The 14,994-nt window shown below is 51.3% G+C and carries 12 protein-coding genes; 4 read left to right on the forward strand and 8 right to left on the reverse strand.

Annotated features, from left to right (window positions below; translation table 11 throughout):
• Positions 1-525: 525 nt before the first annotated feature.
• The gene (tnpA, locus tag MJ768_RS09215) at positions 526-957 is read right to left on the reverse strand and encodes an IS200/IS605 family transposase (RefSeq protein WP_239290796.1); all 432 of its coding nucleotides are present in this window, start codon (positions 955-957) and stop codon (positions 526-528) included.
• 664 nt (positions 958-1,621) lie between these two features.
• Between tnpA and MJ768_RS09220 the strand changes: the two genes are divergently transcribed.
• Both MJ768_RS09220 and MJ768_RS09225 read left to right on the forward strand, forming a co-directional pair.
• Positions 1,622-1,912 carry a hypothetical protein gene (locus MJ768_RS09220; protein ID WP_239290802.1) on the forward strand — a complete coding sequence of 97 codons (291 nt, stop codon included), beginning with the start codon at positions 1,622-1,624 and terminating at the stop codon, positions 1,910-1,912.
• Positions 1,913-1,932: 20 nt separating this feature from the next.
• Positions 1,933-2,853, forward strand: coding sequence for a helix-turn-helix transcriptional regulator (locus MJ768_RS09225; RefSeq protein ID WP_239290804.1), 921 nt, complete (start codon positions 1,933-1,935; stop codon positions 2,851-2,853).
• 52 nt (positions 2,854-2,905) lie between these two features.
• Here the strand turns inward: MJ768_RS09225 and mnmC are convergent, their stop codons facing one another.
• Entirely contained in the window at positions 2,906-4,297 is a 1,392-nt protein-coding gene (gene mnmC / locus MJ768_RS09230) for an FAD-dependent 5-carboxymethylaminomethyl-2-thiouridine(34) oxidoreductase MnmC (protein WP_320415731.1), read from the reverse strand.
• A gap of 532 nt (positions 4,298-4,829) precedes the next feature.
• Here mnmC and MJ768_RS09235 point away from each other — a divergent pair.
• Positions 4,830-5,594 (forward strand): tetratricopeptide repeat protein, encoded by a 765-nt coding sequence (locus MJ768_RS09235; protein ID WP_239290814.1) that lies wholly within the window; start codon positions 4,830-4,832, stop codon positions 5,592-5,594.
• A gap of 123 nt (positions 5,595-5,717) precedes the next feature.
• On the opposite strand, the gene glmM is transcribed toward MJ768_RS09235, so the two are convergent.
• The 4 genes from glmM to rlmE all read right to left on the reverse strand — a co-directional run bounded on the left by glmM (position 5,718) and on the right by rlmE (position 10,744).
• Entirely contained in the window at positions 5,718-7,082 is a 1,365-nt protein-coding gene (glmM, locus tag MJ768_RS09240; RefSeq protein WP_239290832.1) for a phosphoglucosamine mutase, read from the reverse strand.
• Entirely contained in the window at positions 7,079-7,906 is an 828-nt protein-coding gene (gene folP / locus MJ768_RS09245; RefSeq protein ID WP_239290834.1) for a dihydropteroate synthase, read from the reverse strand. The genes glmM and folP overlap by 4 nt, the downstream gene beginning before the upstream one ends.
• Positions 7,907-8,007: 101 nt before the next feature.
• Positions 8,008-9,918, reverse strand: coding sequence for an ATP-dependent zinc metalloprotease FtsH (ftsH, locus tag MJ768_RS09250; RefSeq protein WP_239290845.1), 1,911 nt, complete (start codon positions 9,916-9,918; stop codon positions 8,008-8,010).
• 181 nt (positions 9,919-10,099) lie between these two features.
• Positions 10,100-10,744, reverse strand: coding sequence for a 23S rRNA (uridine(2552)-2'-O)-methyltransferase RlmE (gene rlmE / locus MJ768_RS09255; RefSeq protein WP_239290846.1), 645 nt, complete (start codon positions 10,742-10,744; stop codon positions 10,100-10,102).
• A gap of 36 nt (positions 10,745-10,780) precedes the next feature.
• Between rlmE and yhbY the strand changes: the two genes are divergently transcribed.
• On the forward strand, positions 10,781-11,122 hold the full coding sequence (gene yhbY, locus MJ768_RS09260; protein ID WP_239290847.1) for a ribosome assembly RNA-binding protein YhbY: 342 nt from the start codon (positions 10,781-10,783) through the stop codon (positions 11,120-11,122).
• A 150-nt stretch (positions 11,123-11,272) separates the two neighbouring features.
• Here the strand turns inward: yhbY and greA are convergent, their stop codons facing one another.
• Positions 11,273-11,749: a transcription elongation factor GreA gene (greA, locus tag MJ768_RS09265; protein ID WP_239290848.1), complete on the reverse strand. Its 477-nt coding sequence runs from the start codon at positions 11,747-11,749 to the stop codon at positions 11,273-11,275.
• A 23-nt stretch (positions 11,750-11,772) separates the two neighbouring features.
• A complete protein-coding gene (gene carB / locus MJ768_RS09270; RefSeq protein WP_239290849.1) occupies positions 11,773-14,994 on the reverse strand; it encodes a carbamoyl-phosphate synthase large subunit in 3,222 nt (1,073 codons plus the stop codon).

The following is a 14,994-nucleotide window of genomic DNA, read 5'->3' on the forward strand; positions in this document are numbered from 1 at the left end:
TTTTACACTTGCAATTTGTTATTTTTAATGGGGGGAAGTCCGACAGGCTGCTAGTGGGTCATAGTCGTATTTCTCGGTACCAGCCGACGCAACTGTGACTAGACCAGCCAGCCCTAACAGAAACAGAAAACCAGCCAACCCGAAAGGAAACTGAAACTGCCTCATCTCATATTTTCGACATTCAATCGCTCCAGTATATTCAGGTGGGTCGTCACCTGAACTCGCTTACAACAGTTGCACTTCAGAGTTGAATCCGCCATGGTTTATGGTTTATCAACGCTCTTGTAACTTCAGAAAGTGTCAAATTACCAAAAGGGATAAAACTGCGATGTTTTGCTATGGATAAGAAAACAAATCCCTATAATTGCCATTTTGGCTCTGCTTCAATAGTCGCTTTAAAGTGAAGCTAAAATTTAGTAAGTATCCCCCGGCAAAGCCGGGGGCTTTAATTTGTGAGCCGCTCAAAGCGGCTTAACGGGGTCGCTTACGCGGCCCCTGCTCTTGTGGCCACCTTTCGGTGGCAGGTCAGCGCCATAGGTGCATCTGCTCTAGGCGCTTGCCCTCTTCCTCTTGGTGCCGAATGTACTGCCGGATCGACTCCTCATCACGGCCTACCGTTGACACAAAATATCCTCTCGCCCAAAAGTGTTGCCCTACAAAATTACGCTTGCGCTCACCGTATACTCGCGCCAGATGGATTGCACTTTTCCCTTTGATATACCCGATGACTTGCGATACCGAATACTTCGGCGGAATCGATATCAACATGTGCACATGATCAGGCATCAGATGTCCTTCCTCTATCCGACTTTCTTTGTATTCGGACAGCCTCTTGAACACTTGCCCAAGGTGCGGCCTCAACTGCTCGTACAACGTTTTACGTCTACACTTCGGAATGAATATTACGTGATATTTGCATTCCCATTTACTATGGCTTAGGCTTTCGCTGTCGTCCATCTCGATACTCCCTTCTTCGTTTGCTTGGCGGCTCACGATTCGGAGTGTCGCAGATGGACTCCCGTAAATGTCAAACTTCTACTGCCACCCCGGCATAGCCGGGGGATTTCCTATGCTGGGTTAACAGGTAGGAAATCACTCGCTCCTGTTAATGTCCTCTGCGCTATTGGCAATTACTGGCTGCTTTTCAATGCGCGGATCGAATGGTACCTGAGCCTGTGACAAACTGTCATCCACCATTTGGAGAATGAAGCGTAAATAATTGTCTTGCACACTGAACGCTGTTACATCGAGACATTAGGAGTGTTGAAAAAAATTCAGTCGGCGTGAAAGTAATTACGGGGAACTTCCAGCATGAATAATTTTGATCGGGCAGTAGCGGAGCTTTACCGGGCGTATTGCGCTGGGTCTAGTCACGACTGGCTTTTATGGATTCGGTTGCCAATTTGTCTGTATCGATAATCAGACTCAGGCGCTCATCTAAAGTGGCTCTTTCGACTCAGTTCCCGCCGAGGATGAGTTAGAGTATGTAAAAATATTTTTTCACGTCGATCCACGCTTGCCGATCTGCTTAAACGTGAACCGGGAGATCGTCTGTTCTGTCATTCGGTAGCGAGCCGCTATACCACTCGCTTGTATATAATAATGCGTGAAGGGGGGGCAGGTGATGACAGAAGAGCAAAGTAACAGTGGTATTGTGCCTGACGATTACACAAAAAATGCACCGCGAATGTGCGACCCACCATCCGCCGTTCTGCAACGTCTTGCGCTGCACTATGATGATATTGTTGCTCGTATTTATAGTGCAGGAAGCGGTGTCGAAAATTGGCGCACGCCGATCAGCATGTTGGCGGATGTATTTGAATCATGGGCGGTGCAGTTCTTTTGCGTAAACAAACGGACGCCATTTAATGGTCGTATGAAGGCGGGAGTGCGGAACCAGCGGCAGGCTTAGATTATCTTCGCAAGTATCATTTGGTCGATCCACGTCTCAAGGATGTGGCTATATTGCCTGTCAATGACTGGTATTCCTGTGAAGACCACTATGATGAAGCGTTTGTTCAACAGGATCGCTACTACTCCGAATTCCTGATTCCTTATGGCGGTCGTTTTCTGTTGGCTGCAAAAATTTTTGAAGATAGTGCTTCAGTTTGCTTATTCTGCACCATCACAAAGGCCGGCAGACCACCGCTTAGTCTGGACGAAAAGCAGGTCTTCATGCGTATCACTGAACATTTAGTAAAGGCACTTAATATCCAGCGAACACTGGCCGAAAAATCGGATCAGCTATCGGTAGGTGCTGAGCTATTGGAAAGAATGCGCCAGCCGATGCTGCTGATTGATAGTCAGCGCCGTATCGGCTATCGCAATCAGGCCGGCAGAGACTTACTCATGCGTAACGACATGGTTTACGATGAGGGCGGGCTGCTGGTATGCCGCGACAGCGAGAGTGACCTTAATCTCACTATCGCTATTCGCGAGCTGGCTTTGGTGCCATTCACTACGCATGGCGCGGACTATGTCCCAGCAGATCGCCAGTCGATTCGATTAAAGCGACGTGATGGTCGACGCGTGGCGACTACGTTGCTGGCGCTACGTCCCGAGGCCACAATGGGTAGCTTTGGCCGCACACCGCAGGCATTATTCACAGTATTCGAGCCAGGTGCAGCGGTAGATATTGATCCATTTATCTTGTCAGCTACATTTAATTTAACCCCCGCCGAAGCGCGACTCGCCGCCAAAACTGTCAACGGCCTAACACCGGAACAATCTGCACAAACACTGGGCGTAAAAATCAGCACGGTTCGCAGTCAGCTGGTCGCCATCTACGGCAAGACCGGCGCAACGGGGCAGGCTGATTTGGTCAGGTTGGTGTTGTCGGCCACAACGTTTTGATCCGCACGCTTGCATTGGAATAAGAGCTGCCAAACTCCGCGCCAAGAATTCATCAGTCGCCCACCTGCCGTACAAGCCCCGGCACAGGAGCCAATGTATTTACTACTGCCAATGGCAGTGGTAACAATTGTCCACATGCAATCGCCGCAATCAGTTCACCGGAAAGCCCGGCAGTTATCAGACCGCGAGTGCCATGACCCAAGCTGGTATATAGCCCCGGCAATAGTTCGCCCACTAGCGGCATGGCTCCGGGAACGGAAGCTCTCACTGATGCACGTCCATTCAGTTGCTCAACATCCAATGAATCAATATTCATCGACTTGGCTAGCGTCGGCGATATGTCCGCCAGCTTGGACAAATTCTCTGCATGATCGGATGCCCGCAAATCCACCGCCTCATCATTGAAATCATGCGTCGCTCCCAGCACGTGCAGCTCTCCGTCTGATGGAGCGAGATAACCATTGGCAGATACAATTGTTCGCAGATTTTCGCTATGCGGTGTGGCAGGCAGCATAGTGATTTGCCCGCGCACCGGCGTCAGGGGAAGGTGTGACAATGGCGCAAACGATTTCACCTGATAACCGGTACAAACTACCACTACCTGAGCCTCATCAGACCATGCTTGTTGGCGCTCGTCTTTTCCCTCCACCCGCCAGCCGGACTCTACCGCTGCCAAGGATTCCGCGCGATAGCCGGTACGCCGCACTATGGCTGGGCTCGCTGCCAATGCCTCGCACATCTGTGGCGGAACCAGCCAGCCGCCGGCGGGAAACCACAGGCCGCCATGTGCCAACTCGATACCAGTCAGCTCGGATGCTTCAGCCGCATCTACGCGACGTAATACATGCGCTGGCCAATCAAGTGCCGCCAGCCGGTCGATACGTTTCGCTTCTTGCGCAGAAAATGCCAGTTGCAGCTCTCCGCATTCCGCACGGGCGATGCCGTCAATGGGAAGCTTTTCATCCAGCAAGGCAAGCGCATGCCCATAGGAGGCCAGCAAAAAACGTTGCAATGAGTCCATGCCTGCGCTTAGCCGAATATGCAATATTCCGCGCGGATTGCCCGATGCCGCCGCAGCTAATGCCGGCGCGCTTTCGATCAGGGTAACGGAGACTCCGCGCATCGCCAAAGCTGAGGCAACGGCACAGCCAGCCACGCCTCCGCCGATCACGATGACTTTTGTTACCTTAGCCCGCACCGGCGGCGAACCGGGAAGATGACCTTGCAGCATTTCGCGTTTACGTCCGAAGCCTGGAGATTTGCTGACCTGGAATCCCGCTTGTTCCAAACCGCGCCGTACCCAACCGGCACAAGTATAGGTGGCGAATGAGGCACCCGGCTGAGAGATTCGCACGATTTTCTCGAACACAGACTGCGTCCACATTCCGGGATTGCGAGCCGGTGAAAAACCATCCAGAATCCATGCATCGATGCCGCCGCAGATTTAAACGTGGCGTTTTTCCTCCAGTCCGGAATCGTTTGAAAAGTAGGCATTGCTAAAACGGCTGGAAAACGGCTGCCCGTCCTGCCAGTTAAGCATGGAGGAAGAATTCAACAATCGTCCGAGCTGGCTGCAGACAGCTTTAACAGCTTAACAAGGGCGGATATAATCATTCTGATGTTTGTAACGGTGCATCATTGTCTAATCGGTATTCAGCGGTACCATGCCCCACTTTGCCACAACGAAGCACAGTGATTCTTCGGCGCGATTTGCGGCAACCGGGCCGATTACTTCGCTCATACCACATTGGACAAGGCTGAAACTTTTCGAGGGCCGAATCAATAGTGTAATATATTCGACTTATTCACAAGGTGCTCTTGATAGTGCGATCCGCAACTTCAATATTTATCCCTAAACCGGGTCATCGTTTTAGTGTCGGCAAGCCTAACATCCATTGGACGCTGACCAAATGATATGCACGCGTTGCGAAAGCATGAACGTGCGCCGTTCTTCGTGGAAGAAAAACGAAGACCACATGAACCATTTTCTTTATGCGCCGTACCGTTGCCGTGACTGCAAGCATCGGTTCTTTAAATTCAGCGGGCCCTTCAAGCTTTCTGTCACAGCCACCTTGGGTTTGCTTGCCTGCGTAGGCTTTCTTGTCACGATTTATCTGCTATCCAAACCTGCCACTACCATTGCCTCTCCACCCAGCGCTTATGAGATAAAGCCAAGCAGAACACTTATCCTCGAGAAAGCAAGACAGGGCAAAGCCGATGATCAATACGCTGCGGGGCTCATGTACATGCCAGGTGGCGAGTTCTCAATAAATTACAAGGAGGCGCTGAAGTGGTTTGATTTGGCCGCCAAGCAGGGGCATGCAGGGGCGGAATTCAATCTCGGCCTGCTTTATAGAAATGGCCGTGGCGTATTGCAGGATTTCACCGCTGCTGCTCAATGGATTGAGAAAGCAGCCCACAAAGGTTACCCTGAAGCTCAGTATCAACTTGGAACATTTTACAAAACCGGTGAAGGCATCCAACGTGATCTGACGCAGGCTTACGTCTGGTACAACCTCGCGTCCGCACAAGGCTATGAACCCGGCATTTCGGGGCGAGATAATGTGGCAAGTCTCATGAATGCAGCTGAAGTACTGAAAGCACAAACGCTGTCACGGAATTTCAAGCTCACGCCGTCCAATCATGGTGAGGACAAAACTCTTGCGGTGAGCGTCGAAAACCTTATCAAAAAAGATATATCTGATACAAGCGTGAAACAACCAGCGCAACCAGGCCGCTAATCTAACGGTAATGCGTCAGATTAGCCGTCATCGTTACTCACATGCAATTGGGTTCAATATAATTTAGCAAGAATTGCTCTCGGCAATGAGCACGTGCCTCGGTTGGGAAGGACTTAATTCCTATCAGGTTGTCTGCGCCACCTCTCGTACGGCTTGTGCGATGGTTTCCGCCCAGTGCCGCACTTTCTCGCCATCCTCGCCTTCCACCATCACGCGCAACAATGGTTCGGTTCCAGAAGGCCTCAGCAATACTCTGCCACAACCATCGAGCGCCGCTTCGGCAGCAGTCACCACTTCACGTATGCTGGCATGCGCAGAGCAATCAGCCCCTCTGGCAACTCGCACGTTCAGCAATATTTGTGGATAAAGTGTCAAATCTGAAACAGCTTGAGCCAGGGTCTGCTGGTTAATGCGAAGTGCATGCAATACTTGCAAGGCGGAGATGATGCCATCGCCCGTTGTGTGCCGATCGAGACAGATGATATGGCCGGAATTTTCACCGCCAAGTTGCCAGTCTTGTTGCAACATCGTTTCCATCACATGACGATCACCCACCTTGGCGCGCGCGAAGGGAACGTGCATGCGTTGCATGGCATGCTCGAAAGCCAGATTGGTCATTAGTGTCCCCACCACCCCACCCTTGAGCGTGCCCTGCACATGGCGGTGTTTGGCAATAATGTAGAGAAGATGGTCGCCATCGTACAAACATCCATCCGCATCCACCATCACCAATCGGTCGCCGTCACCGTCGAGAGCAATACCGAGATCGGCATGATGATCTTTAACGGCTTGCTGCAAATTGGCCGGAGCAGTCGCGCCATAACCATCGTTGATATTTTTACCATCCGGCTGCACACCGATAGCTACAACATCCGCACCCAGTTCGTGGAAAACATGTCGGGCAATCTGATAGCAAGCACCGTGCGCGCAATCCACCACCAATTTCAGGCCGCGCAGGTCTAAATCGTAAGGAAAGCTACTCTTGCAAAACTCAATGTAACGGCCTGCCGCATCTGATAAGCGTTTGGCTTTACCCAGCCTAGCCGAAGGCATGGTTTCTATTGATGTTTCCAGCATTGCTTCGATGGCGTACTCCGTTTCATCTGCCAGCTTGCTGCCTTGGCTGGAAAAAAACTTGATGCCATTATCCTCGAACAGATTATGCGAAGCGGAAATCACGATACCCGCCTGCAAACGCAATGCACGAGTTAGATAAGCCACTGCAGGCGTTGGCACCGGTCCGGCCAGATAAATGTCTACCCCGGCGGCAATCAAACCCGCCTGCAAAGCCGATTCAAGCAGATAGCCAGAAATACGCGTGTCCTTGCCTATCAGTACTCCGGGATTTTCACCCTGTGACAAGTGCCAATCTGCGGAAGCCAGCACTTTGCCTGCGGAATAGCCCAAGTGCATGACAAATTCCGGCGTAATAGGATATTCACCCACCCGTCCACGCACACCATCAGTACCAAAAAATTTTTTACTCACAAGTCGACTCCTTCCACAGCGTTCCAAATTTTCAAAGCATCTACTGTGGCACGCACATCATGCACGCGCACCATGCATGCTCCCCGCATCACTGCCAGCAACGCAGCCGCTACGCTGGCATGTACTCGGTGTTCCACGTCTTGGCCAGTAATTGTCCCCAACATGGATTTACGTGAGATCCCGGCTAGTAGTGGTACACCCAATACAGAAAATTTATCCAGATGCCTTAACAGGGCGAGATTATGCGCCAAGGTTTTGTCAAAGCCAAAACCCGGATCGACCATGATGCGCTCCCGCGCGATACCTGCCTTTTGCGCGGATAATGTACGTGAACGCAGGAATTGAAGCACCTCTGCCACTACATCCTGATAGTGCGGTTGCTGCATTGTCTGGGGCGGGCCTTGCTTGTGCATCAGGCACACCGCTGCATCGCTTGCTGCCACAACGGCCAGCGCATCCGGTTGTTGCAGCGCATTGATATCATTGATCATGCTCGCTCCTGCCGCCAATGCCGAGCGCATCACTTCTGGTTTATAGGTATCCACTGAAAGAGGAACCGGGGCACCGTGCAAGCCTTCAATTACCGGCATGATGCGATCCAACTCTTCCTGCACGCTGATCGATAGCGCGCCGGGACGCGTGGATTCACCGCCTATGTCGAGAAGGTCAGCGCCTTCTTGAATCAGTTGGTGTGCATGAACTAGCGCTGCATCGCGTTGTGAATGATGCCCGCCATCATAAAATGAGTCGGGGGTAATATTGACGATGCCCATAACCAAAGTGCGGGACAGGTCCAGCTTGAATGAGCCACAGTGGAGAAGCATGTGATAGGTGAAGGTAAAAGGATAAAAAGGGAAGTGGGAACATCTAGAAGCACGGAAACATGCACCTCATCCCTTTCCCTTAAATCATCCTTCTCAGCTTTTCAAGCTCCCGGCGCTGGCTGAGGAGCAGATGGAGTTCCCGATGCTGTCGGCGCTGCATCCTGGGGCGGCTGGGCATCTTTGCTCGACTGGATGACCTTGGGCGGACGTGGCGGTTTACCGGCCATAATATCGTCGAGCTGGTCGGAATCCAAGGTTTCAAATTCAAGCAGTGCTTTCGCCATCGCTTCGACTTTGTCCCGATTGGCTTCAATCAGTCCTCGAGCCAATGCGTACTGCTGGTCTATGATGCGGCGAATTTCCTCATCCACTTTCTGCATGGTGGCTTCTGAAACATTCTTGTGGGTAGTCACGGAGCGCCCAAGAAATACCTCACCTTCATTTTCGCCATATACCATCGTCCCCAAGGCTTCCGACATACCCCATTGTGTTACCATGCGGCGTGCCATTTCAGTGGCACGCTCAAAGTCATTGGAAGCTCCGGTAGTCATTTGGTGCATGAAAATCTCTTCCGCAATACGGCCGCCGAACAATACCGCAAGCGTATCAAGGATCCGATTCTTGTCCATGCTGTAACGATCTTCCGCTGGCAACTGCATGGTCAACCCCAGCGCACGTCCACGCGGAATTATAGTAACCTTATGAACCGGATCAGTTTTTGGCAGCAACTTGGCCACAACCGCATGGCCAGATTCATGGTAAGCGGTGTTGCGACGCTCCTCTTCTGGCATGACAACTGAGCGGCGTTCCGCACCCATCATGATCTTATCCTTGGCTGCCTCGAAATCGTCCATCTCGACGAAGCGCTTGCTGCGCCGTGCGGCAAACAGTGCCGCCTCGTTTACCAGATTCGCCAGGTCAGCACCAGACATGCCGGGTGTACCACGCGCCAAAATATCGGCTTTCACGTCAGGCGCAATAGGCACTTTGCGCATATGCACCATCAGAATCTGTTCGCGGCCACGAATATCCGGCAACGGCACGACTACTTGGCGATCAAAACGGCCCGGACGCAACAGTGCTGAGTCGAGTACATCGGGACGATTGGTCGCAGCGATCACTATCACGCCGCTGGCTCCTTCAAAACCATCCATTTCCACCAGCAACGCATTAAGGGTTTGCTCACGCTCATCATTGCCGCCGCCCAAGCCAGCGCCGCGCTGGCGACCGACTGCATCAATTTCATCAATGAACACAATGCACGGCGCCTGTTTCTTAGCCTGCTCGAACATGTCGCGTACGCGTGCCGCGCCCACTCCGACAAACATTTCTACAAAATCAGAACCAGAGATTGAAAAGAACGGCACGTTCGCTTCACCCGCAATGGCCTTTGCCAGCAGCGTCTTGCCGGTACCGGGGCTACCCAGCAATAGCACCCCGCGCGGAATACGACCGCCCAAATTTTGAAATTTTGTTGGGTCGCGCAGGAAATCTACAATCTCGGATACTTCTTCCTTGGCCTCATCACAACCTGCCACATCTGCAAAGGTAACACGTTCTTTAGTCTCGTCCAGCATGCGCGCCTTGCTCTTGCCAAAAGAGAAAAGCCCCCCTCCTTTACCGCCGCCTTGCATCTGGCGCATGAAAAAAACCCACACGCCAATGAGCAGCAACATTGGGAACCACGAAACAAAAATGCTCATCAGAAAGGATTGCTCCTCTTCCGGCTTGGCCTCAATCGTGACGCCGTTCTTGATCAAGTCAGATACTAACCACAAATCTTGCGGCGCATAGCTGGTGATGCGCTTACCATCGTTAGTAACAGCCTTCAGCATGCGTCCTTCGATAGTTACTTTGGTGATGCTCCCCAGCCTGACTTCTTCCAGAAAGCGCGAGTAATCCATCTGCGTTTGCGAAGTCTGCTGCTGGCGCGTGTTGAATTGATTGAATACGGTCATCAGCACCAGCGCCACGACCATCCAAATTCCGATACTCTTAAACAAGTTGTTCAAAGTTACTCCTTAACCAGCGCACAGTCGCTACCATGCATCCATTAGACTACGTCTGACCCGATTACTCAAGGGCACCACTATAAATCCAACAATATTGCATTACTGCGTTAATTTATAGATTTTACCGCTTACATGTAAAATATGTACTGCGTATTAAACTTATCTCGCGTCTTGTCTCAACTTAGAAAGTTGCATTTTCAAATGTGCTCTCAAATTTTGAGGTTCCCAAGAGATATAGTTCATTGCTTCGATCACGTGATGAATCTGGCTTGCGCGTCACCACTCGAGCAAAGTAACTGCGCATCAATTTAATATAGTCCTCAAAACCTACGCCTTGAAACACTTTCACCAGAAATGCGCCGCTTGGTTGCAAATGGCGTAATGAAAAGTCCAGCGCCAGTTCCGCCAAATGCATAGCACGTGCCTGATCGGTCATGTTGATGCCACTAATATTGGGGGACATATCAGAGATTACAAGTCCAATTTTCTTGCCGCCTAGTTTGCCCTCAATTTGCGCCATCACACTGTCGTCGCGGAAATCACCTTGAATAAACTCTACACCATTTATCGGGTGTAATGGCAACAGGTCGACTGCAATTACTTTGCCACCTTCGCCCACCTTGATGGCAGCGACTTGCGACCAGCCGCCAGGGGCCGCACCCAAGTCAACCACCACCATGCCACGTTTGAGTAGGCGGTCACGCTCATCAATTTCCAATAACTTATATGCCGCACGCGAGCGGTAACCTTCCTTCTGCGCGCGCTGCACATATGAATCATTTACATGTTCATTCATCCACTGTTTACTACTTTTGGATCGCTTCATCGTTTAAAATATCAGTCTTATCAGGAGCCAATAAAATTGCTAACACTATCTGTATTACAACGCCAAAACCTCAAAGCGCGCGCTCATCCGCTTAAACCCACCGTCATGATTGGATCAGCAGGACTGACCCCCACTGTACTGGGAGAAATCTCCTGCGCCCTGAAGAGTCATGAATTAATCAAAATCAGGGTTATGAATGAGGATAGGGACGCACGCGTGAAAATCTTGGAACAAATTTGCACACAATTGAGCGCAGTAGCGGTGCAACATATTGGCAAAATCCTGGTTATATATCAACCACAAGAAGATGTACCCGAGAAAAAACCTGCACAGCATAAAGGCAAACTACTCAGCAAAAAACAGTTGGGTAGCCGCTAAACCTCCCAGCCTTGCATTACGTCCTGCCACCTCTTAGAGCAGAGGTGAGCGAAACGGCCATACTGCTACCCCTAGATGCTTAGAGGTCACTAGCAGTGATGGAGGGCGCACCTGCGTATTTCTTATGGTTGCCACGAGTGCTTGGAAGGCTTAAATATATTGCACGTTCACGATTTCATATTCGCGAACCCCGCCTGGAGCTTGAACTTCAGCAACATCTCCGCTGTACTTGCCTATCAGTGCCCGCGCAATTGGTGAGCTGATGGAAATCTTGCATTGCCTGATGTCCGCTTCATCATCTCCAACAATCTGATAAGTCACCACATCGCCGCTTGCGAGATCTTCCAGCCTCACGGTCGCGCCAAACACACAACGACCGTCTGCGTTGAGGGTCTTTGGATCTATCACTTGAGCATTACCCAGCTTGCTTCCCAATTCTATGATGCGCCCCTCAACAAAGCTTTGGCGTTCTTTAGCCGCTTCATATTCAGCATTTTCCGACAAATCACCTTGCGCGCGCGCTTCGGAAATGGCATTTATTACCCATGGGCGATCCACGGTTTTCAAATGATGCAGTTCGTTACGCAATAGTTCAGCACCTACCACGGTTAATGGAATCTTGCTCATACTGATTCTTCCTTCTTACGTTCTTAATGAATCAGACGCTGATGCTGCGTCTGCAAGTCATACACATTTAATTCAGCAATGTGCTGCATGCCCAAACAAGCTGCGCGCGCACCTGCCAGAGTGGTGTAATAAGTCACACGTCCCTGCAATGCGGCATGACGGATAGAATAAGAATCTTGCATCGCACTGCGCTTACTGTCCACTGTGTTAATAATCAGACTGATCTCGCCGTTCTTGATCATATCCACGATGTGCGGACGACCTTCTGCCACCTTGTTCGCCACAGTCACAACAACATCCGCGGCCGCTAATGCTGCAGCAGTACCACGCGTGGCCAACACGGCAAAGCCCATATCGCGCAGGCTCTTGGCAATTTCCACGGCACCCAACTTATCCGCACCACGTACACTGATGAACACCTTGCCGGTGGACGGCAACTTCACTCCCGCCGCCAATTGGGATTTAACAAAGGCTTCCGCAAAGGTGTCGCCCACACCCATTACCTCTCCAGTGGATTTCATTTCTGGGCCAAGAATGATATCCACACCGGGGAACTTAATAAATGGAAACACCGCCTCCTTAACCGAATAATACGACGGAATAACTTCTTTAGTCACGCCCTGCTGCGCCAAAGTTTTACCAACCATGCAACGTGCAGCCACCTTGGCCAGCGGAATTCCAGTAGCTTTGGACACGAAGGGCACGGTGCGTGAGGCGCGCGGATTTACTTCCAGTACAAATACAGATTCACCCTGAATGGCATACTGTACATTCATCAGGCCGACTACATTCAGCGCTCTGGCCATCGCCTTGGTCTGGCGACGCAACTCATCCTGAAGCTTTAACGACAAACTAAAAGGTGGCAAAGAACAGGCCGAGTCGCCAGAATGTACACCAGCCTCTTCGATATGCTCCATGATACCGCCGACCAGCACGTCTATACCGTCACTTACCGCATCCACATCCACCTCAATCGCATCATTAAGAAAGCGGTCGAGCAAAATCGGCATGCGTTCTGGAAAAATATTGGCGCTCTCCACTGCCTCGCGCATATAACGTTCCAAATCAGGCTGGGAATGAACGATCTCCATGGCACGCCCACCCAACACGTTGCTGGGCCGCATCACCAGCGGGTAGCCAATTTCTTGCGCTGCCAGCACCGCCTGTTCCGGCGTGCTGACCGTGCGATTGGGCGGTTGTTTTAAGTCCAATTGCTGCAACATCACGCGGAAACGCGCACGGTCTTCTGCACAGTCGATCATGTCCGGCGTGGTGCCTATGATGGGCACACCGTTTTTCTCTAAGCCACGCGCCAGCTTCAACGGCGTCTGGCCACCAAACTGCACGATCACGCCGGCCGGTTTTTCCACAGCCACAATTTCAAGCACATCTTCCAGCGTCAGCGGTTCGAAATAAAGACGGTCGGACGTATCGTAATCAGTAGACACAGTCTCTGGATTACAATTAATCATAATGGTTTCATATCCATCCTCACGCAACGCCAGCGCGGCATGCACACAGCAATAATCAAACTCGATCCCTTGACCAATACGATTCGGCCCACCACCCAGCACTATAATTTTTTTTCTGGTTGTAGGCTGTGCCTCACATTCCTCTTCATAGGTAGAGTACATATAGGCAGTATTGGTGGCGAATTCGGCGGCACAAGTGTCCACCCGTTTGAACACCGGACGGATACCCAGCACATGACGGCAAGCGCGCACGGCAGCTGCATCACTTCCCAGCAACTTGGCCAAACGTTTATCCGAAAAACCTTTCCGCTTTAATCCACGCAACTCTTCCATACCCATACTATCCAACGTACGACCCGCCAGCGCCACTTCGCGCTTGATCAGGTCTTCGATCTGCACTAGGAACCAAGGATCAATTTTGCTTAAGCTGAACACCTCTTCCAGCGTCATGCCCATGCGGAAAGCATCTCCCACATACCAAATACGATCCGGCCCTGGTGCGCCCAATTCAGCGGCAATCAACTCATGATCGGTTGTTTTTCCGTCTAGTCCATCCACACCCACTTCCAGTCCGCGTAGCGCCTTCTGAAATGATTCCTGGAAAGTGCGACCGATTGCCATCACTTCGCCCACCGATTTCATCTGTGTGGTTAAACGATCATTGGCCTGCGTAAATTTCTCAAAAGCGAAACGTGGAATCTTGGTCACTACGTAATCTATTGTCGGCTCAAATGAAGCCGGGGTTGCCCCACCCGTAATTTCATTCTTCAACTCATCCAGCGTGTATCCTACCGCCAGTTTCGCCGCCACTTTGGCAATTGGAAAGCCGGTAGCCTTGGATGCCAGCGCCGAAGAACGCGATACGCGCGGATTCATCTCAATTACCACCATATGCCCATTTTCTGGGTTAATGGCAAACTGCACGTTGGAGCCACCCGTATCCACGCCAATTTCGCGTAGCACGGCAATGCTCGCGTTGCGCATGATCTGGTATTCCTTATCGGTCAACGTCTGCGCTGGTGCCACAGTGATGGAATCACCAGTGTGCACACCCATCGGGTCTAAATTTTCAATCGAGCAGATGATTATGCAGTTGTCAGCACGGTCACGCACCACTTCCATTTCGAACTCTTTCCAGCCAAGTAGCGATTCTTCAATCAACAATTCCTTAGTGGGGCTAGCCTCCAGGCCGCGCTCACATATTTCGACGAACTCTTCGCGATTGTAAGCGATACCGCCGCCCGAACCACCCATGGTAAAGGATGGACGGATAACTGTAGGGAAGCCCATCACCTGCTGCACCTGCAACGCCTCCTCCATACTATGCGCAATCGCCGAGCGCGCCGATGCCAAGCCAATGCGCGTCATCGCCTGCTTAAATTTTTCGCGGTCTTCCGCCATGTCGATGGCCTCGCGCGAGGCGCCTATCATTTCTACGCCATACTTTTCCAGCACGCCATGTTTAGCCAAATCTAGCGCACAATTCAACGCGGTCTGCCCACCCATGGTAGGCAGGATCGCGTCCGGCCTTTCCTTGACAATGATTTTTTCCACTATCCGCCAAGTGATCGGCTCAATATAGGTAGCATCTGCCATGTTTGGATCGGTCATGATGGTGGCCGGATTCGAATTCACCAGAACCACGCGATAACCTTCTTCACGCAGCGCCTTGCAAGCCTGTACACCGGAATAATCAAATTCACATGCTTGTCCGATGATGATGGGGCCAGCTCCGATGATCAGGATAGATTTTATGTCAGTACGTTTGGGCAT

The organism is Candidatus Nitrotoga sp. 1052, from assembly GCF_927312905.1.
In the GTDB taxonomy this organism is placed as follows: domain Bacteria; phylum Pseudomonadota; class Gammaproteobacteria; order Burkholderiales; family Gallionellaceae; genus Nitrotoga.

Bases quoted from the DNA above. Each gene is read 5' to 3' on its own strand.
- tnpA (WP_239290796.1), bottom strand. From the start codon at position 957: ATGGACGACAGCGAAAGCCTAAGCCATAGTAAATGGGAATGCAAATAT.
- MJ768_RS09235 (WP_239290814.1), top strand. From the start codon at position 4,830: ATGAACCATTTTCTTTATGCGCCGTACCGTTGCCGTGACTGCAAGCAT.
- folP (WP_239290834.1), bottom strand. From the start codon at position 7,906: ATGCTTCTCCACTGTGGCTCATTCAAGCTGGACCTGTCCCGCACTTTG.
- rlmE (WP_239290846.1), bottom strand. From the start codon at position 10,744: ATGAAGCGATCCAAAAGTAGTAAACAGTGGATGAATGAACATGTAAAT.
- greA (WP_239290848.1), bottom strand. From the start codon at position 11,749: ATGAGCAAGATTCCATTAACCGTGGTAGGTGCTGAACTATTGCGTAAC.
- carB (WP_239290849.1), bottom strand. From the start codon at position 14,994: ATGCCCAAACGTACTGACATAAAATCTATCCTGATCATCGGAGCTGGC.